Source organism: Paraburkholderia podalyriae (assembly GCF_014397785.1).
GTDB classification, from domain to species: domain Bacteria; phylum Pseudomonadota; class Gammaproteobacteria; order Burkholderiales; family Burkholderiaceae; genus Paraburkholderia; species Paraburkholderia podalyriae.
Window position 1 is genome coordinate 25,774 of sequence record NZ_VZQQ01000006.1, and the last position, 23,833, is coordinate 49,606.

19 protein-coding genes are annotated in these 23,833 nt (G+C 65.0%); 7 read left to right on the plus strand and 12 right to left on the minus strand.

Features of this window, described 5'->3' with window-relative positions; genetic code table 11:
* Positions 1-147: 147 nt before the first annotated feature.
* Both F6X42_RS08595 and F6X42_RS08600 read left to right on the plus strand, forming a co-directional pair.
* Positions 148-795, plus strand: a complete 648-nt coding sequence (locus F6X42_RS08595) for a LysE family translocator (protein WP_187633795.1) — start codon at positions 148-150, stop codon at positions 793-795.
* Between the two features lie 255 nt (positions 796-1,050).
* The gene (locus F6X42_RS08600; protein WP_187633796.1) at positions 1,051-1,839 is read left to right on the plus strand and encodes a sulfite exporter TauE/SafE family protein; all 789 of its coding nucleotides are present in this window, start codon (positions 1,051-1,053) and stop codon (positions 1,837-1,839) included.
* Positions 1,840-1,888: 49 nt separating this feature from the next.
* On the opposite strand, the gene F6X42_RS08605 is transcribed toward F6X42_RS08600, so the two are convergent.
* A complete protein-coding gene (locus F6X42_RS08605) occupies positions 1,889-2,137 on the minus strand; it encodes a hypothetical protein (RefSeq protein WP_187633797.1) in 249 nt (82 codons plus the stop codon).
* A 265-nt stretch (positions 2,138-2,402) separates the two neighbouring features.
* The gene (locus F6X42_RS08610; RefSeq protein ID WP_187633798.1) at positions 2,403-2,750 is read right to left on the minus strand and encodes a BON domain-containing protein; all 348 of its coding nucleotides are present in this window, start codon (positions 2,748-2,750) and stop codon (positions 2,403-2,405) included.
* Positions 2,751-3,259: 509 nt separating this feature from the next.
* Here F6X42_RS08610 and F6X42_RS08615 point away from each other — a divergent pair.
* From F6X42_RS08615 to F6X42_RS08625, 3 genes are all read left to right on the plus strand, one after another.
* Positions 3,260-4,663, plus strand: a complete 1,404-nt coding sequence (locus tag F6X42_RS08615) for a TAXI family TRAP transporter solute-binding subunit (RefSeq protein ID WP_187633799.1) — start codon at positions 3,260-3,262, stop codon at positions 4,661-4,663.
* Between the two features lie 155 nt (positions 4,664-4,818).
* Positions 4,819-5,469, plus strand: coding sequence for a 2-hydroxychromene-2-carboxylate isomerase (locus tag F6X42_RS08620; protein WP_187633800.1), 651 nt, complete (start codon positions 4,819-4,821; stop codon positions 5,467-5,469).
* A 197-nt stretch (positions 5,470-5,666) separates the two neighbouring features.
* Positions 5,667-6,614, plus strand: coding sequence for a LysR substrate-binding domain-containing protein (locus F6X42_RS08625; protein ID WP_187633801.1), 948 nt, complete (start codon positions 5,667-5,669; stop codon positions 6,612-6,614).
* Here the strand turns inward: F6X42_RS08625 and xdhC are convergent.
* The 3 genes from xdhC to xdhA are packed head-to-tail and all read right to left on the minus strand — an operon-like array spanning position 6,547 to position 11,073.
* Positions 6,547-7,119 (minus strand): xanthine dehydrogenase accessory protein XdhC, encoded by a 573-nt coding sequence (xdhC, locus tag F6X42_RS08630; RefSeq protein ID WP_187633802.1) that lies wholly within the window; start codon positions 7,117-7,119, stop codon positions 6,547-6,549. The two genes, F6X42_RS08625 and xdhC, sit on opposite strands and share 68 nt — an antisense overlap.
* 30 nt (positions 7,120-7,149) lie before the next feature.
* Positions 7,150-9,519, minus strand: coding sequence for a xanthine dehydrogenase molybdopterin binding subunit (xdhB, locus tag F6X42_RS08635; RefSeq protein WP_187633803.1), 2,370 nt, complete (start codon positions 9,517-9,519; stop codon positions 7,150-7,152).
* 36 nt (positions 9,520-9,555) lie between these two features.
* Positions 9,556-11,073 (minus strand): xanthine dehydrogenase small subunit, encoded by a 1,518-nt coding sequence (gene xdhA, locus F6X42_RS08640; RefSeq protein ID WP_187633804.1) that lies wholly within the window; start codon positions 11,071-11,073, stop codon positions 9,556-9,558.
* Positions 11,074-11,301: 228 nt separating this feature from the next.
* On the opposite strand from xdhA, the gene F6X42_RS08645 reads away from it, so the two are divergent.
* Positions 11,302-12,513 carry an MFS transporter gene (locus F6X42_RS08645; protein ID WP_187633805.1) on the plus strand — a complete coding sequence of 404 codons (1,212 nt, stop codon included), beginning with the start codon at positions 11,302-11,304 and terminating at the stop codon, positions 12,511-12,513.
* A gap of 102 nt (positions 12,514-12,615) precedes the next feature.
* On the opposite strand, the gene F6X42_RS08650 is transcribed toward F6X42_RS08645, so the two are convergent.
* The 6 genes from F6X42_RS08650 to F6X42_RS08675 all read right to left on the minus strand — a co-directional run bounded on the left by F6X42_RS08650 (position 12,616) and on the right by F6X42_RS08675 (position 21,475).
* Positions 12,616-13,905, minus strand: a complete 1,290-nt coding sequence (locus F6X42_RS08650) for an oligosaccharide flippase family protein (RefSeq protein WP_187633806.1) — start codon at positions 13,903-13,905, stop codon at positions 12,616-12,618.
* Between the two features lie 32 nt (positions 13,906-13,937).
* Complete coding sequence (locus F6X42_RS08655) at positions 13,938-15,674, minus strand: hypothetical protein (protein WP_187633807.1); 1,737 nt, start codon at positions 15,672-15,674, stop codon at positions 13,938-13,940.
* A gap of 58 nt (positions 15,675-15,732) precedes the next feature.
* The gene (locus F6X42_RS08660) at positions 15,733-16,647 is read right to left on the minus strand and encodes a glycosyltransferase family 2 protein (RefSeq protein ID WP_187633808.1); all 915 of its coding nucleotides are present in this window, start codon (positions 16,645-16,647) and stop codon (positions 15,733-15,735) included.
* Positions 16,648-16,803: 156 nt separating this feature from the next.
* The gene (locus tag F6X42_RS08665; RefSeq protein WP_187633809.1) at positions 16,804-18,009 is read right to left on the minus strand and encodes a hypothetical protein; all 1,206 of its coding nucleotides are present in this window, start codon (positions 18,007-18,009) and stop codon (positions 16,804-16,806) included.
* A 4-nt stretch (positions 18,010-18,013) separates the two neighbouring features.
* Complete coding sequence (locus tag F6X42_RS08670; protein WP_187633810.1) at positions 18,014-19,114, minus strand: glycosyltransferase; 1,101 nt, start codon at positions 19,112-19,114, stop codon at positions 18,014-18,016.
* A gap of 141 nt (positions 19,115-19,255) precedes the next feature.
* Positions 19,256-21,475 (minus strand): GNVR domain-containing protein, encoded by a 2,220-nt coding sequence (locus F6X42_RS08675; RefSeq protein WP_187633811.1) that lies wholly within the window; start codon positions 21,473-21,475, stop codon positions 19,256-19,258.
* Positions 21,476-21,693: 218 nt separating this feature from the next.
* Here F6X42_RS08675 and F6X42_RS08680 point away from each other — a divergent pair, with 218 nt between their 5' ends.
* Positions 21,694-22,077, plus strand: a complete 384-nt coding sequence (locus F6X42_RS08680; protein WP_187633812.1) for a hypothetical protein — start codon at positions 21,694-21,696, stop codon at positions 22,075-22,077.
* A 454-nt stretch (positions 22,078-22,531) separates the two neighbouring features.
* On the opposite strand, the gene F6X42_RS08685 is transcribed toward F6X42_RS08680, so the two are convergent.
* On the minus strand, positions 22,532-23,776 hold the full coding sequence (locus F6X42_RS08685; RefSeq protein ID WP_187633813.1) for a glycosyltransferase: 1,245 nt from the start codon (positions 23,774-23,776) through the stop codon (positions 22,532-22,534).
* Positions 23,777-23,833 lie beyond the last annotated feature (57 nt).

A 23,833-nucleotide genomic window follows, 5' to 3' on the forward strand; every position in this document is an offset into this window, starting at 1 on the left:
GGCGGCATTGCCGCTGAGAAGATCATCGAACCGCGCGTCTCACCCACCCCGCCCTTGCTCGCGATTTCCGGTCTGGCTATGCTGGCGGGTGCGCCCGCTGCCCGCAGGCGACCGCCGCACCCGAAACAACCGCTCGAGAACCAGCCCATGTCCACCGCCAGTCTGTTTTTCACCGCCGCCGGCGTTGGCCTCGCGATCGCCGCGCCGGTCGGCCCGATGGGCATGCTGTGCATCCGCCGAACGCTGAGCGGCGGCCCGCGAGCGGGACTTGCGATCGGCCTCGGCATCGCGAGCGGCGACGCGGCCTACGGGCTGATCGCGGCGCTCGGCCTCGTCGGCATTTCGCAATTCATGCTCGCGTATGACCGCCCGCTGCATCTGCTCGCGGGGCTGTTCCTGCTGTATCTCGGCGTGCGAGCGCTGCTGCAGAAGCCGCCCGCTGAACCCGCCGACGGCAATGGCAACGGCAACGGCAAGCTCGCGCAGATCGGCCGCGCCGGCGCGCTGCGTGCGTACGCGAGCGCACTACTGCTGACGCTGACCAATCCGCAGACCGTCATCATGTTCGCGGCGCTGTTCACGACACTCGCGCCGCGCGGCGCGTTCTCGCCGGCCATCGCGCTGACGACGGTCGGCGGCGTGTTCGCCGGCTCGATCGCGTGGTGGTGTTGTCTGGTGAGCGCGGTGTCGCTCGCGCGTCACGCGATCGGCAGCAGGCTGCGCGTCGCGATCGATCGCGTGGTCGGCTTTACGCTCGCGGCGTTCGGCGTCGTCGAAATCCGCCGCGCGCTGTGAACGCCACCTCGCACGCCATGCGACACACCCGCGCCGCACACGCCGAACACGGCCCGGCGCATGCCGCGACGCGCTCGCCCTGAGCAACGGCCGCACGCAGGCGCGGCAGTTTTGCGACAATAGCGCCTTTCGCCGCACCGGCGACGGTCGACACGACCGTGCAGCGCACCGCGCGCCGCGGCACCCACCCGCCCCGGCGCACACGCCGGCTTTGCCGCCCAACCCTTCACCCGCGCTGCGTCAGCTGTCCGCTAAATGGCTCTACCCCACATCGATCTGCTGTACTCCGTCTCCGGCCTGTTCGTCGGATTTCTGGTCGGGCTGACGGGCGTCGGCGGCGGCTCGCTGATGACGCCGATCCTCGTCCTGCTGTTCAAGGTGCACCCTGCCACCGCGGTCGGGACCGACCTGCTGTACGCGGCCGCCACCAAGGCAACCGGCACGCTGGTGCACGGCCTGAAGGGCTCGGTCGACTGGCAGGTCACGCTGCGCCTCGCGGCCGGCAGCGTGCCCGCGGCGACCATCACGCTGATCCTGCTGCATCGCTACGGGATGGACACGCCGGGCGCGAGCCGGCTGATCCAGGTCGTGCTCGGTGCGGCCTTGCTGATTACCGCGGTTGCGCTGGTGTTCCGTCCGCAGCTCGCGGCGCTCGGCGCACGCAAGCAACGCGCGCCGAGCCAGGCACGCACGCTCGGGCTGACGATCCTGACCGGCGCGGTGCTCGGCGTGCTGGTGTCGTTGACGTCGGTGGGCGCGGGCGCGATCGGCGTGACGGTGTTGTTGCTGCTGTATCCGATGCTGCCGACGACGCGCATCGTCGGCTCCGACATCGCGCACGCGGTGCCGCTGACCTTGCTTGCTGGCGCCGGACACTGGCTGCTCGGCTCGGTCGACTGGTCGATGCTGGTATCGCTGCTGGTGGGATCGCTGCCTGGCATCGCGATCGGCAGCTTTCTGGCGTCGCGCGCGCCCGACGCGCTGCTGCGCAATCTGCTCGCGGCGACGCTGACGCTGGTCGGCGTGCGGCTGGTGTTGGCGTGATCCGCTGACGACACGTGAACCGCGCGCAGCGCCCGCGCACCCCGTCTCTCTATTTGAAAAAACGACAAGTCAGATCCGCCTCGAACTGCCGGACCCACTGGCCGTGGCGGTCGTGATACGACTGTGACCAGCTGCCGCGCCGCACCGTGACGACCCGCTCGTGCGCCGGCTCATCCGGTGCCGCGCTCGCGCTGATGTCGAAATGCGCGGGCGCGAAACCGTGTCGCGCGCACACCAGTTCGAATGCCGCGCGATCGCCGATCGGCAGATCGATATAGCGAAACAGCGTGGTTCCCATGACCTTGGCTCCCGGTTCCTCCTCGTCACAGTACGCCCCGCGCTACGTCATCAATGTGTCGCAGCGCACGAATCCGCGGCGGCCGCGCCGTCATCAGGACCCGTGCGTGCGGCAAGCCGCATTGCTGCGGTCCCGCAAAAATCTGGCGAAGTACCACGCTCCAAGACCAGCGGCGAAAAAAAAGCCCCGGCAATCATGTCGGAGCTTCCGAATCGATAGATAGGTCTCGCGACGCGGCCCTTGCGGCGCCGCGCCCGCCCATCGCTTACTGCTGCATCACGGTCAGCTTGTTCGACACCGACGTCACACCCGCAACGCCCTTCGCGGCCTCGCCGGCCGAATCGATCTGATCCTGGCTCGGCACCGTGCCGGTCAGCGTCACCGCGCCGCCGCGCGCGCGCACGGCGATGTTCGATACGTCAAGACCCTGGGTCTTGGCCAGCGCGCCGCGCACCTTGCGGCCGAGTTCGTGATTCGCGTGCTTGCCGGCCTTGACGGAGGCTGCCGCCGACGCCGTATCGGTTGCCGGAGCGTTCGTCTGCGCGTAGACGTTGCACGCCACCACCATTGCCACAACCGGACCCAGTGCTTTCAGAAAACCGACCGTCTTCATAGCTCTCTTCTCCTTGGTTCTACATTGGACCGCATCAATAAGCGGCTTCGTTACGACAACGGGCGGCCATCATCGCGCGAACGCGCGCGTGAGCGACGGCCGGCAACGGCTGTGACACGATGTGCAAGAGGCGAGAGAGGCTGATTACCGGCAATCGGCAATCGGCAAACCGCGAAGTCCGCCGACGCACCCGGTTCTTGTCCGTCTTGCCGGGATCGCGCCGCAAACGTTGGATCGCGGTAGCGATGCACAATTTAATCTAGCCGGCACAGAAGCGCAAAGGGTTTACCACGCGGCGTCGCGCGCCGACAGCGGGCGTTCGTTGCGGCGTTGACCGCGACGTCCACCCGGCGTTCACCATTTGTTACGCGTTTGTCAGCGCGACGGGCGGCCGCGCGTTTCGCGGCCGCGCCAATCTCAGGTACCATCGGCGCGACGCGTGCTGGCGCGCCGCCCCGCCGCCCCGCCGCGCATTCGAGCCCTATCGACCGCCGCTCCCAGATGATCCGATGAAGCCTGACACCGGCCGCACCCGCCCTACCCGCCTCGTCGCCCGTTTTGTCGCGATCTCGTGGCGCGACCTGGCGGTCTCGTTCGGCCCGCTCGTGCTGCTCGTGATCGTCGCGATCTGGGCCGCCGTGCGGCTGATCCAGCCCGCCCCGCCGAATACGCTGACGATTAGCGCCGGTCCCGTCGGCAGCACCTTCTGGATCGCCGCGCAGAAGTACAAGACGATCCTTGCGCGCAACCGCATTACAGTGAACGTGCTGGCCTCGCAGGGCTCGCAGGAAAATCTGAAGCGGCTGTTGGACCCGAACGCGAACGTCGACGTCGGCTTCGTGCAGGGCGGCATCGCGCCAGCCGGGGTGGACAAGGACAAAAACCTGATGTCGCTCGGCAGCGTCGCTTACGTGCCGCTCGCGATCTTCTATCGTGGCGCACCGGTCGACTGGCTGTCCGGGTTCAAGGGCGAGCGCCTCGCGATCGGCCCCGAGGGCAGCGGCACGCGCGAGCTCACGCTCGCGCTGCTGAAGGCCAACGGCATCGTGCCGGGCGGTCCGACCCAACTGCTGCCGCTGACGGGCGACGCCGCCGCCAACGCGCTGATCGACGGAACGATCGACGCGACCTTCCTCGCCGGCGACTCGGCGCAGCCGGCCGTGATGGGCAAGCTCTACCGCACGCAGAACGTGCGCTTCTACGATTTCACGCAGGCCGACGCGTACACGCGCCGCTTTCCGTACCTGACGCAGCTGAAGGTGCCGATGGGCGCCTTCGACCTCGGCAAGAACCTGCCGGCGAACTCGATCAACATCGTCGCGCCGACCGCCGAGCTGGTCGCGCGCGATTCACTGCATCCGGCGCTGTCGGATCTGCTGATCGAAGCCGCCCGCGAGGTGCACGGCGGCGCAACGACGATGCAGCGCGCCGGCGAATTCCCCGCGCCGCTCGCGCACGACTTCCCGCTTTCCGACGACGCCGCACGCTACTACAAGTCGGGCAAGAGCTTCCTGTACCGGACGCTGCCGTTCTGGATCGCGAGTCTCGCGGACCGCCTGCTGGTGATCGTCGTGCCGCTGATCGTGCTGCTGGTGCCGGCGCTGCGCGTCGTGCCGGGGTTGTACGCGTGGCGGGTCAAGTCGCGCATCTATCGCTGGTACGGCTCGCTGATTGCGATCGAGCGCAGCGCGCTCAGCGAACATTCGTCGGCCGAACGCGCGTCGCTGATCGGGCGGCTCGACACGATCGAAGAGTCGGTCAACGGCATGAAGATGCCGCTCGCGTATGCGGACCAGTTCTACGTGCTGCGCGAGCACATCGGATTCGTGCGGCGGCGACTCGCGGAAAGCCGCGACACGCAGGGCGGGCTGGAGATGGCCGACGAGCAGGCGACCGATAAAGTCAAAGGCTGAGCGCCCTGACGACACCGCCAGAGACTCACACCCAACGCCCACCACCAGGGGATATCGACCGGTGCAAGCCACGACCGCGTAAGATCGCTACAATTTTGATCAGATAACGGACGCAGCCTCCGCGTCGTCCGACACAGGCAATCCGGGAGACATTTATGACCGTTGGCATCGACGCCCAACAGCGGCAGTGGTTTTACGATTTCGTCTCTCCGTTCACCTATCTGCTGCTCGAGCAATACGACAAATGGCCCGGCTTCGACTTCGCGTTCACGCCGGTCGTGCTGAACGATCTGTATCGCCACTGGGGCCAGCGCTCCGCGTACAGCGTGCCCGCCAAGCGCACCTTCATGTACCGGCACGCGCTGTTTCGCGCGGAGCAGCTCGGCATTCCGTACAAAATGCCGCCCGCCCATCCGTTCGATTCGATGAAGCCGCTGCTGCTCGCGACCGCCGCGAACGGCGACGTGCAATTCGTGCGCGAGATTTTCCGCTTCATCTGGCGCGAGGGGCGCGACCCGTCGAGCGACGAAGCGTTCGCCGAACTGTGCGAGCGCGTCGGCAAATCGGACGGCCCGGAGCTGATCCGGCAAAAAGCCGTGAAGGCGCAACTGCAACGCAATACCGCCGATGCGATCGGTCTGGGCGTCTATGGCGTGCCGACGTTTCGTCTGAACGATCAGTTGTTCTGGGGCGAGGACGCGCTGCCGATGGTGCTTTACTGCGCGCGCACGCCGAACTGGCTCGAATCACGCGAGGTGAAGCGGATCAGTTCGCTGCCGTGGGGGCTGGCGGACAAGCCGGCATAACACGGCAGCCGCGGCCGGCCGCGCGTTGCTTGCGGCCCGCGCGGAAGAATCCACGCCGGCAGGCGCGGCGCTGATGCCGGCCATAGCGCGCCCCCTATGCCGGCGAAGCGCAAACGGGCCTAAGGTTATAGGCGTTTGCACTCCACCCGCGCGCCGCGCGGCGAGCTTATCTGCGCCCGCGCCACCACGCTTCGATCATGGACGACACCGCCGCCTCACTCGATATCTGGCTCGTGCGCGTGTTGCGCACGCTGCTGGTCGAGCGCAGCGTCACGCAGACCGCGTTGCGGCTGAACCAGACCCAGCCGGCGATCAGCACCGCGCTGCGCAAGTTGCGCGAAACGCTCGGCGATCCGATTCTGGTGCGCGGCAAGTCGGGCATGGTGCCGACCGAATACGGCGAGTCGCTGCTCGCGGCCGCGCAGCGCGTGTTGCGCGACGTCGATTTCGTCGCGACGCCGCACGGCGATTTCGACCCGGGCCGCTCGCGCCGCACGTTTCGCGTCGCCGCGCCCGACTATCTGAACGACTTCTTCATGCCGACCGTGATCGCGCGGTTTCGCGAAGCGGCGCCTCATGCGCGGCTCGAAATCGGATCGCTGGGGCCGCTGCTCGATCATTCGGCCGCGCTCGACGCCGGCGACCTCGATCTCGTGATCGGCAACTGGCCGAAGCCCGATCCGCGCTTCGAGCGCAGCGACCTGTTCGCCGATACCGTCGTGTGCATGATGCGCGCGGACCATCCACTGACACGCGAGCCGCTCACACGCGACGCCTATCTGGCCGCGCCGCATCTCGCGCCGACACCCTACAGCGGCGCGCGCGGCGGCGCGATCGATACCGGCTTCGCGCGTGCGAAGGCGAGCCGGCGCATCGTCGCGACGCTGCCCTACTTCGGGCTCGTCGCGCAGACGCTTCTGCAATCGGATCTGATCTTCACGACGACGCGGCGCTTCGCGATGCACTACGCGAGCATGTTGCCGCTCGCGGTCGTCGACGTGCCGATCGCGTTCCCGCGCATCCGCTGCTATCAGTTGTGGCATCCGCAGCCGGATCGGCCGAGCGATATCGGCTGGCTCAGGACGTTGATGTCCGAGGTGTCGCGTGAGCTGGTCGCGCGCAGGACGCCGCGCGCGAAGCGATAACCAGCAATTGCGCGCACACCGCGATCGCGATCGCCGCCGGCGCCTTGTCGACGATCCCCTCCACGCCGATCGGACAGGTCATTTCCGCGAGCCGCTCCAGCTCGACGCCGCGCGCGAGCAGACGCCGCTCGAACTTCACGCGCTTCGTCTTCGAGCCGATCATGCCGAAGTAGCTGAAATCGCGCCGTCGCATGATGCGCGCGGCGAGCGAAAAATCGAGCGCATGATTGTGCGTCATCACCAGAAACCACGCGCCGGGCGGCGCCGCGTCGACGATCGCGTCGGGCGTGTCGGTCGCTTCGACCTGCACGTTGGGCGGCGTTTCGTCGGGGAACAACTCGTCGCGTTCGTCGACCCATTGGACCACGCACCGCAGGCTGCCGAGCAGTTGCACGAGCGCATGGCCGACGTGTCCCGCGCCGAACAGCACGATATGCATCGGCGCCGGTCGCGGCGCAAGCTCGGGTCCGGTCCCGCCCGGACAATAATTCAGGCGTGCTTCCATAGTGCGCTCCCACTCGTTTGCCGCTCGCCGTCACGCCTGCCGCGCGGCCGCCGTCGCGGCCCGCACCGCGCCGACCGCCTTCAGGATTTCCTCGCTGGTTGCGGGCGCATTGAGCGGCGGATTGACTTTGTGGCCGCCCACCGCCGACACCGCGTCACGCACCGCGAAGAACACCGAGAACGGCAGCAGCAGCGGCGGCTCGCCGGTCGCCTTCGAACGATGAATGCTGTCCTCCGCGTTGCGGTTTTTGAACAGCTTCACGTTGAAGATCGGCGGCACGTCGTTGACGGTCGGGATCTTGTACGTCGACGGTGCGTGCGTCATCAGCTTGCCGCCCGCGTTCCACCACAGTTCCTCGGTGGTGAGCCAGCCCATGCCCTGAATGAACGCGCCTTCCACCTGGCCGACGTCCAGCGCCGGATTCAGCGATGCGCCCACGTCGTGCAGCGCATCGGCGCGCAGCACGCGCAGTTCGCCGGTCAGCGTGTCGATCACGACTTCCGACACCGCCGCGCCATACGAGTAGTAGTAGAACGGCCGGCCTTGCAGCTTCGACTGATCCCAGTAGAGCTTCGGTGTCGCGTAGAAGCCGTCGGACCAAAGCTGGATACGCGCGAGATAAGCCTTCGCGACCACTTCCTCGAACGGAACGGCGACCTCGCCGACCACCACGCGGTCGTGCGCGAAGCGCACGTCCCGCGCGTTCACGCTGCCCGCGCCGAAACGTTCGGCGGCGAATGCGGCGAGCCGCTCGCGCAGCTGGCGCGCGGCGTCCTGTGCGGCTTTGCCATTCAGATCCGAGCCGGTCGACGCGGCCGTCGCCGACGTATTGGCGACCTTGCTGGTATCGGTCGCGCTCACGCGAATGCGCTTGAAGGCGACGCCCAGTTCATGCGCGACGACTTGCGCGACCTTCGTGTTCAGCCCCTGGCCCATTTCGGTGCCGCCGTGGTTCACGAGTACCGAGCCGTCCGTGTAGATGTGCACGAGCGCGCCGGCCTGGTTGAAGTGCGTGACGTTGAACGCGATGCCGAACTTGACCGGCGTGAGTGCCATGCCCTTCTTCAGGATCTCGTTGTTCGCATTGAATTCGTCGATCTCTTTGCGGCGCGCGCGGTAGTCGCTGGTCGCTTCGAGTTCGTCGATCAGCTCGTGAATCACGTTGTCTTCGATCACCTGGCCATAGGGCGTCTGGTTGCGCTCGTTCTTGCCGTACAGATTGCGGCGGCGCACGTCGAGCGCATCGATGCCGCACGAGCGCGCGACGTTGTCGAGGATGTACTCGATCGCGAACGCGCCCTGCGGGCCGCCGAAGCCGCGAAACGCCGTGTTCGACTGGGTGTTGGTCTTGGCGCAGAAGCCTTCGATCGAGACGTCGGACAGCCAGTACGCGTTGTCGAAGTGGCACAGCGCGCGCGTCATCACCGGGCCCGACAGGTCCGCGGAAAAGCCGCAGCGCGAGGTCATGTCGACCGCGACGCCTTCGATCCAGCCCTGCTCGTCGTAGCCCACTTTATACGTGTAGTGGAAATCGTGGCGCTTGCCCGTCACCATCATGTCGTCGTCGCGATCCGGGCGCAGCTTGACCGGGCACAGCAGCTTCCACGCGGCGAGTCCGGCGGAGCAGGCGAACAGCGCCGACTGCGATTCCTTGCCGCCGAAACCGCCGCCCATGCGCCGGCATTCGATCAACACGTTGTGCGAGGCCACGCCCAGCGTGTGCGCGACCAGATGCTGCATTTCGGTCGGATGCTGGGTCGAGCAGTAGACGTGCATGCCGTCATCGTCTTTCGGCACCGCGTACGAGATCTGCCCTTCCAGATAGAACTGCTCCTGGCCGCCGAGCAGCATCTCACCGGTCTCGCGATGCGTGGCTTGCGCGATCTTCGTCCCGGCGTCGCCACGCGCGAGCTTCATCGGCGGCAACACGTACTGGTTCGCGGCGCGCGCCTGCTGTGCGGTCAATACCGCCGGCAGTTCTTCGTAGACCACGTCGGCCAGCCGCGCGCCGAGACGCGCCGCCTCGTGCGACGTCGCCACCACGATGAACATCGGCTGGCCGACGTATTGCACGACGCCGTCGGCGAGGATCGGATCGTCGCCATGAATGATCGGGCCGACGTCGTTGACGCCGGGTATGTCGTCGGCCGTGAAGACCGCGACGACGCCGGGTGTCGCGCGCACCTGGTCGAATGCGAACGACACGATCTTCGCGTGCGCCTTCGCCGACAGCCCCAGCGCCGCGTGCAGCGTGCCGGCCGCCTCGGGGATGTCGTCGGTGTAGGTCGCGCGGCCGCTCACGTGCAGATGCGCGGACTCGTGCGGACGCGACACGTGGACCTGGGTGAAGTCGTCGAGATCCTGAACCTCTTGCAGGAACGGTTCGGCTTGCTGGTTCATGGTTGTGTTCTCCGTATCCTCGGGGACGCGCGGCGCTCAGGCGCTCGCGCCGGCCGGCGCGACCGCGCGCACGTCGAGCGCGCACTTCGGCAGCGGCTGATGCGCGCGCGTTTCGAGCCAGAAGCGGTACAGCGTGTTCTTCGCCGATTCGAGGCGGTAGTCGCTACTCGCGCGCATGTCGGTGAGCGGCGCGTAGTCAGTGCCGAGCGCGAGCATCGCGGCCTGCGCGGTCGCCTCGTGCCATTCGGCGTCGCGCAGCACGGCTTCGGCCTGGAGCGCGCGCTTCGGCGTCGCGGCCATGCCGCCGAACGCGATGCGCGGCTCGCGGATCACGCCGCCGTCGGCGATGAACGAGAACGCCGCGCAGACCGCTGAGATATCCGAATCGAAACGCTTCGACAGCTTGTAGGTGCGAAAGCGCAGGTTCACGCGCGCACCGCCGCGCGTGGGCACCTTCAGGCCGACGACGAACTCGTGCTCGGCCATGTCCTTCTTCTGATACCCGAGGTAGAGGTCTTCGAGCGGCATCTCGCGCTCGATATCGCCGCCACGCACGATCACGCGCGCGCCGAGCGCGATCAGCCCCGGCATCGAATCGCCGATCGGCGAGCCGTTCGCGATGTTGCCGCCGAGCGTGCCGGCGTTGCGGATCGGCAGCGACGCGAAGCGCTGCCACATTTCGGTCAGCTCCGGGTACTGCTTCGAGATTTCGGCATACGCTTTTTCGATGCTGACGCCCGCGCCGATCTCGATCCAGTCGTCATTGGTTTCAAGCTTTTGCAACTCGGCAATCTGCCCGACATAGACGAGGTTGCCGAGCTCGCGCATCTGCTTCGTGACCCACAGGCCGATGTCGGTGCTGCCCGCGAGAAGGCGCGCGGCCGGTTCTTCCTGTTTGATCCGCGCGAGCGAGTCGACCGTGCGCGGCGCGGCGAAGCGCTGGCCCGCGTGCTCATACTGAAACGTGTCGCGCCGTTCGAGCGCCGCGAGCGTGTCGGCGAGCGCCTTGACGTCGACCGGCGCCCGCGGCGCCGGCGCCTCGAACATGCGTTCGGCCGCGTCGACGATCGGCCGGTAGCCGGTGCAGCGGCACAGGTTGCCGGTCAGCGCATTGCCGATCGCCTCGCGCGACGGCACCGTGCGGTTCGCGCAGCGATGCTCGTGGCCATGCTTCTCGTAGAGCGCCCACATCGACATGACGAAGCCCGGCGTGCAGAAGCCGCACTGCGAGCCGTGGCAGTCCACCATCGCCTGCTGCACCGGATGCAGCGAGCCGTCCGGCTGGCGCAGGTCTTCGACCGTGAAGAGCGCGCGGCCGTCGAGTGTCGGCGTGAACTGGATGCAGGCGTTGACCGCCTTGAAGTCGACGCCGCCCGCCGCGTTGCGCTCGCCGATCACGACGGTGCAGGCGCCGCAGTCGCCCTCGGCACAGCCTTCCTTGGTGCCGGTGCAATGCGCGTCCTCACGCAGATACTGCAGCACCGTCCGGGTGACGGGCGCGTGCTGGATTTCGCGGATCGCGTTGCGGTGATAGAAACGAATCGGCTCAGTCATGTGTCGTTGCTCTCGTCTGTTCTGGGTGCGCGCGAACGCGCCGCGTTGATGGTTCGAAAGCTATCACCGTCAATAAACCTAACCCATAGCCTGAATCGCATGGGGGACATATTGTTCGCGCGATATGACCCGCCATTGATTCGTGCCATTTTTTAAGCAAACTCTGCAAGGGAATCGGTTCCATGGGAGAATCACGCTTTCCTGCCGATTTCAAGTCTCGTTTTCCCGATGTCCACCGACTCCGCGCCCGCCCGCAGCGAATTTGCGACGACCCTGCACATCATTCCGGTCGTCTTTTTCACTTTTATTTGCTACCTCACGATCGGCATTCCGCTCGCGGTGCTGCCCGGCTACGTGCACGCCGAGCTCGGTTACAGCGCGGTGCTGGCCGGCGCGGCGATCAGCGTGCAGTACCTCGCGACGCTCGCGTCGCGGCCGCTCGCGGGCCGCTCGGCCGATACGCTCGGGCCGAAGCGCACGGTGTCGATCGGTCTGCTCGGCTGCGGCGCGAGCGGCGTACTGCTGCTGCTCGCCGCGCTGACGGGTCATTGGCCGGGGCTGAGCCTCGCGCTGCTCGTGTGCAGCCGCCTCGTGCTCGGCTTCGGCGAGAGTCTGTGCGGCACCGGCGCGATCCTGTGGGGAATCGGCCGGGTCGGCACGTCCAACAACGCCCGCGTGATTTCGTGGAACGGCATCGCGACCTACGGCGCACTCGCGATCGGCGCACCGCTCGGCGTGATGATCTCGCGCTCCATCGGCTTTACCGCGCTCGGTATTCTGGTGATCGCGCTCGCGGCGCTCGGCTACTACCTCGCGCGTCTGATCGCGCCGGTGCCGGTCGTGCACGGCGAGCGGATGTCGTACCGCAGCGTGTTGACGCGTGTGCTGCCGCACGGCATGGGGCTTGCGCTCGGCTCGGCCGGCTTCGGTTCGATCGCGACCTTCATCACGCTGTTCTACGCGGCGAAGCACTGGCCGAACGCGGCGCTGTCGCTGACGGTGTTCGGCACGCTGTTCATCGGCGCACGCCTGCTGTTCGCGAACACGATCAAGACCTACGGCGGCTTTCGCGTCGCGATCGCGTCGTTCTCGTTCGAATGCGCGGGACTGCTGATGCTGTGGCTCGCGCCCGAGCCGCCTATCGCGCTCGCGGGCGCGGCGCTGACCGGCTTCGGTTTCGCGCTGGTGTTCCCGGCGCTCGGCGTCGAGGCGGTCGGGCTCGTGCCGCCGGCGAGCCGCGGCGCGGCACTGTCCGCGTATTCGGTGTTTCTGGATCTGTCGCTCGGCATTACCGGGCCGTTGGCGGGGTATATCGCCGGCGAGTTCGGTTACGGCTCGGTGTTCCTGTTTGCCGCGATCGCGGCAGCCGCGGCGGTCGTGCTGTCGACGGTGCTGTATCTGCGCAACGCGAAACCGACCAGCCTGTCCACCGCGCAATGAATACGCAAATGAGCGCGCGGCGCTGACGCAAAAAAGGCCGCGACGCGCGATGTTTTCACAACGCGCGCCGCGGCCCTTCACTCCCGCTGTCCGTCCGGGCGGCTAATCTCGCTCCGCCGCCATCTCCCGCTTGATCGTCGTCTGCGGGCGCACCGCGATCTGTCCGTGATTGATCCTGCTCGACACGTTGTACACGCCGATCAGCATGAACAGCTCGGTCGCGGCCACCGAGCACGCGGTGCCGACACCGCCCCAGAAGTAAATGCTGATCGGCGCCTGCACCAGATGGAACAGCACGCCGTAGATATAGATCCGCTTGAGCAACGACTGATTGCCCGACGCGATGATCGTCAGCATCACCTGGGTCGTCGTCATGCCGACGATCGCCGGCACGAACACGAGGATGCGCAAAATCCGGAACGTCTCGCCGAACGCCTCGCCGAGAAAACGTCCGACGAACCATTCGCCGAGCACCGTGAAGCCGACCAGAATCAGCACCGCCGACGCCGCGAACGCCAGCATGAAGCCGCGGTTGACCTTGTGGATATAGGCGAAGTCGTTGCGTTCGTAGGCGACGCAGATCTTCGGGAAGAACGCCTGGATGGCCGGCGCCGTGCACGCGCGTAGCGCATTGGTGAGCCGCTCGGCCGCGACGTAATAGCCGACCGCGCCAGGACCGCTGATCATGCGCAACATGATCACGTTCGCGTACATGTAGACGGACGTGAGCGCCGAGCCGAGAAAGATGTGATACGCCTCTTTCGCCTCGGCCATCACGTCGCGCCAGCCGACCCGCACGGTCAGCAGAATCTCGCGCTTCCAGATCAGCGCGCCCGTCAGGATCAGGCCGCACACGAAGGTCGGCGCATATTGCAGCGCGGCCGCGAGCATCACGTCGTCGTGCGTCTTCACGAACAGGAACAGCGGAATCAGCAGACCCACGCGCGCGGCGAGCAGCGTGCCGGCGAGCACGGGCAGGCGCTGCGTGCCTTCGTAGAAGCAGCCGGGCGTCACCACGCCGCCCCAGATCACGAGCGAGCCGAGCAGCGTCGCACCGCGTTCCTGCGGCGACATATGCGCGGCGAACGCCCAGCCGACCAGCACCAGCGAACACAGCAACGCGAGAATCGCCCGGCCGATCGTGGTCGACCAGTAGATGCGGTTCACGACCTCAGGCTGGTCGATGTGCACCGCCACCTTGCGCGCGCTGGACAGGCCGAAGCCGAAGTCGACGATGATGAGAAGAATCTGCGCAATCGATTGCGCGTAACCGATCACGCCCAACCCGGCCGGCCCAAGTACGTGCGACAGATACGGCAACGTAACGAGCGGCAGCACGTAGTTCAGCGCGTACACCGAATACAACGCGATGATGACGTTTCTCGTCGACACAATCGTCCGGTTTCCAGTAGGCGGTTAAGAACTCAAGTCGAAAAAACAGAATACGACACGAAAGAAGGTTCGCTTAGCGCGATGTCGATCTTGTTGTAGCGATCGTCTTCGCCGTTTGCGCTCAACACCGCGCTCTTCACCGCATTGCCGATCAGATTGCTGACCACGGTCTTGTAGTTGGCGTCGCTTGCATCGGTTGCGAACAGGATTTCGGCGAGTAGCGCATGGCCGCGTGTGGCCGCACGCAACACCACGCGGCCCGAGGTCGAGCGCAGCACGTTGACCGAGATGCGCGTCGTTTCGGGCGACACCGTCTGGTCGCCGCTATGCAGCGCCGCCGCGATGCCGCCGCGCGCATAGCCGACGCCTAGATTCAGTGCGTGCACGAGGCTCGAATCCTTGCCGCCGGCAATCGCGCCGCCGCCCGGATACGCCTTCGCGTAACCGACGATCGAATCGCCCGCGCGATCGCCGAAATTGCCCTGAATCGTGATGCCGTTCAGCGGCGTGCTTCCCGGCGTGGTCGAACTGCCGTAGACGAACTGCGGACCTTCACAGCCGGCGTTCTCGTCGTCCTGGCCCGGACGATAGCGATTGCCGACGATCGTGGCCGCCTGCTGGTAATCGATCTGGATATGGCAACTCTGACCGGGCGGTACGTCGACGTACGACGGATGGCCGCGCGTCGAGAACTTCCAGCGGCCGATCTTGCCGTCGCCGCCGCAACCGTTGCGCGAGAAGTAATTGCCGTTCACCACCTTGCCCCAGTTGCCGCTCTTCATACAGACGCCGGCAAAGCCGTTGCGATCGAACACCGCGCCGACGATCAGCGACTCCGCGCCCAGAATCACGCCGTGACGCGCGTTCCATTCCCAGCGTCCGCCGATCACCTGCCAGAAGTTGTCGACGATATCCGCGCCGGCCGTGTGGCAGAACATGCCGATGCAATTGATCAGCGAGCCGTCGGTGTGCTCGGTCGCGTAGAAGCCGCGCTCGCACATGTACGCATAGCAGCGCTCGAGTGTCGACGTCGTGCCGAGCTCGTAGCCCGCGCGCGAAAAACCGATCGCCGTGCAACGACGCGCGCCGGCCGACGTGCCGAAATGGATGCCAATCGCCGTGTTGCCGGTATGCACCGGATAGTTGGCGAGGTGGTAGATGACCTTGTCGTAATGCGCGGGCCGTACCTGCACATGCTCGACGAACGCCGCCTCGCCCAGAGTCAGCGCCGCCGACTTCGGGCCGCCGGTGTCCTGTCGCTCCAGCACGGTCGCACCCATCGCGATGTCGGTGATCGTCACGTATTCGCCGCCGCCGTCGCCGCGCAGTTGCGAGCCGTTCGCCGTGGTCAGGTCGCCGGTGTAACGCCAGATGCCGCGCGGCAGATAAAGCCCGCGCGCACCGCTCGCGAACGCCTGCCTGAGCTCGGCGCCGCAATCGTAGCCGGACGCGCCGCGCTGGATCGCCGCCAGCCTGTGCGGATCGACGAAGCGCGCGACGCTGACCTCCTGTCCCGCGACGATGTCGCTGAGCGTCTTCAGATAGCTCGGCGCAACCGGTTCCGATGCGGCGCGCTCGGGCACTGACGCGGCGACGCGCAGGATGCCGCCCGCGCCGTCGCCCGCGCCGTTACCCATACTCGCGAACGCACCGCGCTCGCGCAGCGCGTGCCCCGTCGCGCGCGCGATGCCCAGATCGGCCGAGCTTGCACTGGCCCCGGCCAGGCCGCCGAGCAGGAACGTCTTGAGCGCCTGTCGCCGGGTCTTCATCTACCCCTCTCCCATGGCATGACTCCCTTCTTTTCTCAAGTCGACACGTCGACAGGCGTCACTCCACCGTGATGCTCTGCGCCTGCTCGGCGGCCGACGGACGCGCGCTCACCGTCACCGGGACCGGCACCGCACGCGCCTTCGCGCCGCGAATCAGGCCCTGGACGCCTGGCGGTCTGAACAGCGGCACACGATACTTGCGGCTGAAGCGCCACAAGCTGTTCATATGCCGGCGCCCCGCCTTGCTCAGGACGCCCGCTGCCGACGCGCGCTGATGCTCGTGCGTGAGTCGCGCGCCGGGCACGCACAGCACGCGGTAGCCCGCCTGCCAGATGCGCGCGCAAAAATCGACGTCCTCCATGTAGAGGAAGAAGTGCTCGTCCATGCCGCCGAGTTCGCCGAACAGCGCGCGCCGCACGATAAAGCCGGTGCCCACCACCCAGTCGGCTTCGAACGGCGTGCCCGCGCCCCACGCTTCGCGCATCATGTGGTTGTCGATGCGGCGCTTGAACGCTTCGAGCCGCCCGAGCGGCGAACGCCGGCCGAGTATGTCGAGCAGTGAATAGAAGCGCCGGGCGGAAAACTGCCGCTCGCCATCCGGATAGATTAGATCGAGACCGATCAAGCCTACATCCATCTCCGTTCTGAACAGCTTCACTGCGTTTTCGAGCGAAGCATCGACGAAATAGGTGTCCGGATTCAGCACGAGCACGAGCTCGCGCAGACAACCGACCATGCCGAAATTGACGCCGGCCCCGAAGCCGCGATTGATCGACGTTCTGACGAGTCTGACTCCCGTCGGAAGCGTCTCCCTCAGATAGGAAAACGAATTGTCGGGTGACGCGTTATCCACCACGACGATGTCCTCCTTATCCGCAATCGAAAGTTCGAGCACGGAGCGCACGCAATTTCTGACCAGTTTTGGCGTGTTGTAATTGACGATCACAACGCTAAACGTTCCCTTCAGGTTCATCCCCACCTCCTGCTTTACATCAGGTGTTCGTGGAATACCCCCAAACACGGCATCTTTGTTCTTGCACCTTTGCTGCGCGCCTTTCGCGCGCACTACCGACTCCCCACTACTCGTCTGCGCGAGGCAAACGATCCGGCACGCACTGCCTTGCGTTCGCTACGTGCTGTTTCGACGCGGTCCGCCCACGTAATCGAACACTGGCAATGTCATCAGGATGAAGACAAACGGGATCACTTCGATCGATTGATAGAAGAACGTTTGAAATAACGCGGCCCACACGCACAGAGAAATCCGGCTTTCGCTGCTTGCAAGTTTCGTCACGGATACCAGCACGCCGTAATAGAAGATCGCGCCCATCAGGCCGATGTTCAGGATCTGCTGCAGCACGCTCGATTCGACGACGCCGAACTCCTGTTTCACCGGGTCGGGTGCCGAGTTGGTGACGAGCCCGAAGTAGGTGCCGGCGATTACGTTGGCCGGCAATGCGAGCGCCCTCGCCTTGTCCCATGCTTCGGTGCGCCCGTCGTTGCCGTCCGACTCCAGATTCGTGGCACCCATGATCCGTTCGGTGCCGGCGTTGACGACACTATCGTTCTGACTGCTCACCGCGACGCCGAAGATCAGGATCGCCATCGTCGCGAACACGGTGGCGACGATCAATTTCGCGTTTCTCGTGATGAACTGGATCGGCCCCTGCACGAACGCGAGCCCGAAGGTGCCGAGAATGATCAGCATGCCGCTGCGCGACAGCGCCGAGAAAATCGCGAAGCTGAGCACCGCGCACGCGAGGCCCGACAGCACGTTCTTGCGCACCAGATAATCGACGCCGCACAGCGACGCGGCAATCGCGGCGAACAGCGGGTAATGCAGATAACTGCCGGTCAGCGCCGGCGCGCGCAGATTGTCGAAGCCGTAAGTCGCGCCGGGCAGATCGATCGGGAACACGTTCTGCTGCTGCGCGAGTGCGACGCCCGCCTCGATCAGCGCGATCAGCACGAGCCCCGCATACGCGATGCGCGGCCGCACGAAACGCTTCTGATAGTTCGAGATCGCGTAGAAATAGACGAACAGCGTGAAGACGAAGACGAGCAGATAGGACCGCCCGAGCTGATCGGTAACTTCGAGCGTCGCGACGATCGACAGCGCCACCGAGAACAGCATGCCCACCACGAAGCCGAACGACAGACGTCCTTCGTCGCGGAAGTAAGCGGCAATCGCCGTCGGCGAGATGTACCACACGAGCAGACCGACGATGCCGCCGACCTGAATGAGATAGGCGGCGTCCTTGCCGATCAGGTACTCGAGAACGCCGCGCGTGGCGCACAGCACGACGGCAAGCAGATAGGCGATGGTGGCGATCATGGCGTCAGGCCTGATACGCCACGCAGGCGTGTGCGTTGACCGGCTCACCACGATAGATGCGCTCGATCACGTCCGGGAACGCGTCGATCTCACACACGTTGAGCAAGGTGCCGTCGTACTCGACGCCTTCCGCGCCGAGCGGCGTCGAGACGACCGGCAGCTTCGCCGCGAGCATCTCGAGCGTCTTCAGCTTGACGCCGGCGCCCGACAGCAGCGGCACCACGCCGATATCGGCGGACTCGAAGTACTTGCCCGGATTTTCGACGAAGCCGGTCACGCAGATATCGTCGCAATTCAGGCGCTTCACGCGCTCGCTCGGATCGGAGCCGACCACGAACAGCTTCAGGTCAAGGCCGCGGCGGCGCAGCGGCAGAAAAATCGTGTCGATGAAATTGAGCAGCGCCTCTTCGTTTTCGCGGCGTTGCATCGCCCCCCAGAACAGGATGTTGCCTTTCTTCACCGTGTCTTTCGAGCGCCGCACGTCCTGCAGAAACGCCGGCAGCGAGATCGGCACGACCTGCAACGTGCCGACCCCGGGGTACAAGCCGTTGATCAGCTGCGCGTCCTTGCTGGACAGCACGAGCACCTTGTCGGCCAGCTTCAGAAGACGCTGCTCGAGCACGAAAGTCTGCCGGGTAAACAGCCATCCCTCGATGGACTTGACGCGCAACATGGCCTGGATCTGCACGTCATGCGCGCACATCACGATCTTCACGCCGTCGTGGAAACGGTCGCGCAGATTCTGCGCATACGCAAAGGATTGCGAGAACTCGAGTCGCACCGTGTCATAACGGTTCTTCTCGACGAGCTCGCAGATGAATTTGCCGATCGCGGGTTTATAGCGCGAGCACAGGCGTGGCGAAAAAATCAGCGGATTCGCGAGGAACGACGGAACCAGGTCGAACCGGCTCACGTACTTGACGTAGACGTTGCGAACGTTCGCGCGGAACTCGACGTCCTTTTCGTCGACCGGCACGCGCGACACGATCAGCACGTCGAGCTCCGATTCCGAGCTCAATTTGATCAGGTAATCGTAGGCCAGACGGTGGCCAGCTTGCGGCGCGTTTTTCTGGGGCAGAAAAGGCGTGACAAATAGCTGTTTCATCCGAGTAGTCCCTTGCCTGTACGGTACGCGCTCGGCAAGCGCGGCCGTAAGATCCCTTCGCATCGCATATTGGTCTTGTGATCGGTCCATTCGCGCGCTACGCCCCGCACCGCGGGCGCGTAGCGAACAAAGCGCCCGGGCTTATCTGTCGTACGGTTTGTAGATGTAGGCTGCGTAGCGATAGCGTCCATAGCCGTAGCTATAGCGTCCCGGCCGCATCCGCAGTCCGTTCATGATCACGCCGCGCACCGGCAGGCCGACCTTCTGCATCTGGCGGACCGACTCGCGCAGCTCGCCGATACCCGTGACACCCTGACGCGCGACGAAGAAGGTCGTACCGGCCACGCAGGCGAGCCGCACCGCATCCGAGGCGAGCAGCACCGGCGGTCCGTCGAGCAGCACGACGTCGTAGCCGGTCGCGACCTGGCGCAGCACCGCATCGAGCCGTGTGTTCGACAGCACGTCGCTCGGGCTCGCGACCTGGCGGCCGCTCGCGATGAAGTCGACGCCCTGAAAACGGGTCGCGCGAATCAGTTCGTCGGGGCGGTACGCACCCTGGATCAGATCGGACAGGCCCGGACCGCGATCGCCGCCGAGATGCCGATGCAGGAAACCGCGCCGCAGATCACCGTCGATCAGCAGCACACGCTTGCCGGTCGCGCCGATCACCGCGGCGAGATTCAACGACACGAATGACTTGCCGATGCCCGGCGTCGGGCCCGTAATCAGCACGATGTGGTTGCGCGCCTTGGTCATCGTGAATTCGAGCGCGGTGCGAAAGCCACGCAGACTTTCGATGGCCGGATCGATCACCGCTTCGCCCGCGAGCACCAGCGCCTTCGATTCCGGACGGCGACGGCTTTGCGCGAACCGCTCTTCCTGACGGCTGAACGGCACGCTCGCATAGACCGGCAAACCGGTGCACAGCTCGACTTCGTACGGATCGTCGATCGCGTCGAACAGACGCTGACGCACGAGCGCGATCACCACGCCGACGAACACGCCCAGCATCAGCGCCGCGGTGATGATCAGAAGCGGCTTGGGCCGCACCGGCGTGTCGGGCGCGACGGCGCCATCGACGATGCGCACGTTGCCGGCCTTGCCCGCCTTGATCAGCTTCAGCTGTTCGAGCGTATTGCGCAGCGACGTGTCGAGTTCGGTGCCGACCTGCACGTCGCGCTGCAGGCGCAGCACGTTCTGTTCGAGCGGCGGCAGCGATTGCGTCCGGCTCGCGAGATCTTTCGCTTCCTGTTGCGTCGCATGCAACTGCGCGTTGACCGACTGCACGGCCGGATGCTGGTCGGTGAAGCGCGACAGCAGTTCATTGCGCTTCTGCTGAAGTTCCGCGAGCCGCGTCTGCGCCTGAACCGACAGTTGCAGCAGGTTGGTCGCTTCCTCGCCGAGATCGACGGTGCCATGCTTCGCGCGGAAGTCGTTGAAGCGCGTTTCCGAATCGGAAAGCTGCTGGCGCATTTCCGGAAGCTGCAGTTCGAGGAAACGGATCGAACGCTCCGCTTCCTCGGATTTGCGCTTCAGGTTCTGGCTCACGTATTCGCCCGCGATGGTCGCGAGAATCGCGCTGATCTTCTTCGGCTCGCTGCCCTCGAGCGACACGCCGAGGATGTCGGATTCCTTGCCTTTTTCCGAGATCGTCAGTTCCTTGCGCAGCTTTTCGGTCGTCGTCAGCTCGGACTGGCGCCGCACCTCGAAGGTCGCGCCCGGCTCCGCCTCGATCCGGTCGACGACCAGCGTGAGCGGCCCGTAGTTGGTCGTCGCGTTCAGCGGCTGGCCGACCGTGCCCTCGAGCTTCAGCTTGCCGTATTGCAGCTCGTAGCTCGATCCCTCGCCCTTCTTCAGCACGAACGGACGGTCGAACAGCTCTTCGGGCACGTCGAATTTCGACACGTCGATGCGCTCGTTGCCGTACACGTAGCCGTGCGGTCCCGGCGTCGACAGATGATCCGAATGGCGGGCGAGCCAGCTGCCGAACAGCGGGTAGTAGCGCGGCGTCGCCTGGATGTCCAGGTTGAGCTTGTCGACCGCTTGGCCCACCACCATGCGCGAGCCGATCACCTGCGCCTCGCCGGACGCCGCGGTCTTCACATCGAACATCGCGGATACGTCGCCGATTACGCTCTTGGACGAAGTACCCGCGTTTTCCTCGACCTGCACGAGAAGGTCCGCGCGATACACGGGTTGGGAGAAAACCGAATAACCGATGCCGAGCGCGACCGCGATGGCCGTCGTGATGGCAATCAGCTTGCGATTGTCGTACAGCGCATCCAGATAATTCGCGAAGCCCGCCGGCGGATGTTCGCTGTTGTTGTTCCGGCTATCGAATGGTGCACTGCTTTGGTTCATGCGGGTTCTCCCAAAGTCTCGACGGTTTGCCACTTCTTCCCGGCGCCGGATCAGCACGTCGCCGCATTGCGTCACGCCTGTATCCATCGAGTTGACCGGCTCGATCGGACGGGGTAGCTGATTTACGCCACATCGGCTACCTTTGTGTGTAACAGCGCCTATGCGAGTTCGGCTCTTTTCCCTAACATCGCACCACACGCTTTCTTATGGAGACCGAAATGAAAATACTTTTTGCCGCCGTATTGCCGGTATTGCTGACCGCCCAGCTGACCTACGCCCAGAGCATCGTGTCCGCGGCCTCTTCCGCTTATGCGCCGCGATATGTCGCCAAACACTCGCAACTCGACGCGATGACGCCGCATGCCGCCAGTTCCACTACGCTCTACGGCTCGCCGTCGGATTTCACGTACGCTAAAAAGAACCGCTATGTCGCGCCCAACGTGTACACCGAAACGAAAACCAGCCTTCCGAAACATAAACGTTCAAGCGTTACGCAGCATGTCCGCGGGAAGAATTCAGCGGACCCCTACGGCAACGATTTGTGGAATTCAGACCAGACCTACGCGTCTCCCGACACCTCCGATCCATACAGCGCGCGCTGAACTGAAGCGCATCACGGTCTGGATTCCCCGGCTCGCGATGTGGCCGCTTGCGGCCACATTCCTGTTTGGTTGAACTGACTGTCGGGCCGGTAGTGATGTTTCCCCGATTAGCCGCGTCTCGTCCGCCGATTTCCGCAAACGCGCACGACATGCACATGCTTTTGTTCTAAAGTGTCTGGCCTTGCGTCGGCCATTAAGCCGATCATCGCCAGCTCTGTGCCGTCACCGCGGCCTCGTTTACTCTGTCAAACCGTGCGCTTCAGCGCTCGATAAAATGCCTTTCCTTGGCGATCATAGTATTCAGAGAGCGGGTCTTTCAACGTTCGGCAGCGCACACAAAAGCCGATTGCTACGGATTGCTTCAGACAAGACAGGCGATAAAAAAACGCGCTTTTAAAATCATGATAACGGCGCTGTTATACATGCCGTTTGTCGCCATCAGCGCCGATTATTTTCACGGCGCCGGACGCGGATTATCTGCATAACGCGCACGCCGGCGCGACAGCGCGAAGTGCGCCGGACGTTCGCCGATGTGCATGATTTCGGCGAGACGCCGCGCGTAATGCTCGGGAAGGTATTCGTCGACGTCGTACTTTCTGTGCTCATCGGCAAGATGAATAGCCAGTTCGCCGAACGCCCGTTTCAGGCTGTGCGGATCGAACATGAACTTGATCTTGTTGCCGACCGCTTCCGCGGTCACCGCCATGCTGCCGCCATCGCGAACCAGCACCGGCAGACCGAGCATCGCCGCCTCGATCACGACGAGCGGCGCGTTCTCCGCGCCCACCGACGGCACCACCACCGCATCGGCGAACTCGCGTATGGCGGGAAACAGTTGTTGCTGCGGCATGGTGCCGAACAGAATCAGCTTGCGCTGGGCGATCAGCGACGCGTAGCGCTGCTCGATCGCCCGGCGATCCGGGCCATCGCCGTACACGCCGATGCAATTGATGCGCTCGAAGCCCGCCGCTTCGCAGAGCGTCAGAAATTGCAGCAGGCCTTTCTCCGGCGAGATCCGTCCGACGAAGGCAAGGTTGAAGCGCTCCTTGTTACGCGCCGTGACGCACGGCATCGCGATCGGCACCGCCGACGGATTGTGCACGATGACCGTGTTTTTAATGCCGACGCGGTGCAGCGCTTGCTCCATGAACAGGCTCGGGCACAGAATCCTGTCGAACACGCGCGCGGGATGGTAGGCCGAGCGGATCGCGTGCCACCACGCCTTCGTCATCAGGTCGTGCACGAGGCCCTTCGGCGTCGGCCGCAACGTCAAGGCTGCGCGCGTGCGCAGCACGTCGAGCGGCAGGATGATCGGATGCCTGTCCTTGTCGAAGTACTGCAGCGACGGGTTGTAGTAGACGAGGTGGTAGTCGTGGCAGGTGTGATATGCGCGGTAACCGAGCTGGCGTTGCTGTCGCGCGATCACGCTGAGGATCGAAGGCGACAGCACGTTGTGGTAGTTGTGCACCATCAGCCGATGCGGCCGGAAGCGGTGCAGCGTCTTTTCGAGCGCGCGCGCGGCGGTCGCGTTCCAGGAGCGCGACAGCATCGTCGAGCGCGCGGAAAACTGGCTATCGTCGAAACGTTCGACCTCGACGCCGGGCAGCGTGCTCAACAGCTCGGCCGATTGTTGATAGACGACTTCCGCGCCGCCCATCTGCACATAATCGTTGATCACCAGTACTCTGCAGCGCTGCATGTGCCCCTCCTGTCGTATGCCCCTCGTGCCGTCTCGCGAAAGACCCGGACGGCTTGC

Coding starts and splice junctions, on each gene's coding strand:
- F6X42_RS08595 (WP_187633795.1), top strand. CDS start 148: ATGTCCACCGCCAGTCTGTTTTTCACCGCCGCCGGCGTTGGCCTCGCG.
- F6X42_RS08620 (WP_187633800.1), top strand. CDS start 4,819: ATGACCGTTGGCATCGACGCCCAACAGCGGCAGTGGTTTTACGATTTC.
- F6X42_RS08660 (WP_187633808.1), bottom strand. CDS start 16,647: ATGAACCTGAAGGGAACGTTTAGCGTTGTGATCGTCAATTACAACACG.
- F6X42_RS08655 (WP_187633807.1), bottom strand. CDS start 15,674: ATGAAGACCCGGCGACAGGCGCTCAAGACGTTCCTGCTCGGCGGCCTG.
- F6X42_RS08670 (WP_187633810.1), bottom strand. CDS start 19,114: ATGAAACAGCTATTTGTCACGCCTTTTCTGCCCCAGAAAAACGCGCCG.
- F6X42_RS08615 (WP_187633799.1), top strand. CDS start 3,260: ATGAAGCCTGACACCGGCCGCACCCGCCCTACCCGCCTCGTCGCCCGT.
- F6X42_RS08675 (WP_187633811.1), bottom strand. CDS start 21,475: ATGAACCAAAGCAGTGCACCATTCGATAGCCGGAACAACAACAGCGAA.
- F6X42_RS08600 (WP_187633796.1), top strand. CDS start 1,051: ATGGCTCTACCCCACATCGATCTGCTGTACTCCGTCTCCGGCCTGTTC.
- xdhA (WP_187633804.1), bottom strand. CDS start 11,073: ATGACTGAGCCGATTCGTTTCTATCACCGCAACGCGATCCGCGAAATC.
- F6X42_RS08645 (WP_187633805.1), top strand. CDS start 11,302: ATGTCCACCGACTCCGCGCCCGCCCGCAGCGAATTTGCGACGACCCTG.
- F6X42_RS08610 (WP_187633798.1), bottom strand. CDS start 2,750: ATGAAGACGGTCGGTTTTCTGAAAGCACTGGGTCCGGTTGTGGCAATG.
- F6X42_RS08685 (WP_187633813.1), bottom strand. CDS start 23,776: ATGCAGCGCTGCAGAGTACTGGTGATCAACGATTATGTGCAGATGGGC.
- F6X42_RS08625 (WP_187633801.1), top strand. CDS start 5,667: ATGGACGACACCGCCGCCTCACTCGATATCTGGCTCGTGCGCGTGTTG.
- xdhC (WP_187633802.1), bottom strand. CDS start 7,119: ATGGAAGCACGCCTGAATTATTGTCCGGGCGGGACCGGACCCGAGCTT.
- F6X42_RS08665 (WP_187633809.1), bottom strand. CDS start 18,009: ATGATCGCCACCATCGCCTATCTGCTTGCCGTCGTGCTGTGCGCCACG.
- F6X42_RS08605 (WP_187633797.1), bottom strand. CDS start 2,137: ATGGGAACCACGCTGTTTCGCTATATCGATCTGCCGATCGGCGATCGC.
- xdhB (WP_187633803.1), bottom strand. CDS start 9,519: ATGAACCAGCAAGCCGAACCGTTCCTGCAAGAGGTTCAGGATCTCGAC.
- F6X42_RS08680 (WP_187633812.1), top strand. CDS start 21,694: ATGAAAATACTTTTTGCCGCCGTATTGCCGGTATTGCTGACCGCCCAG.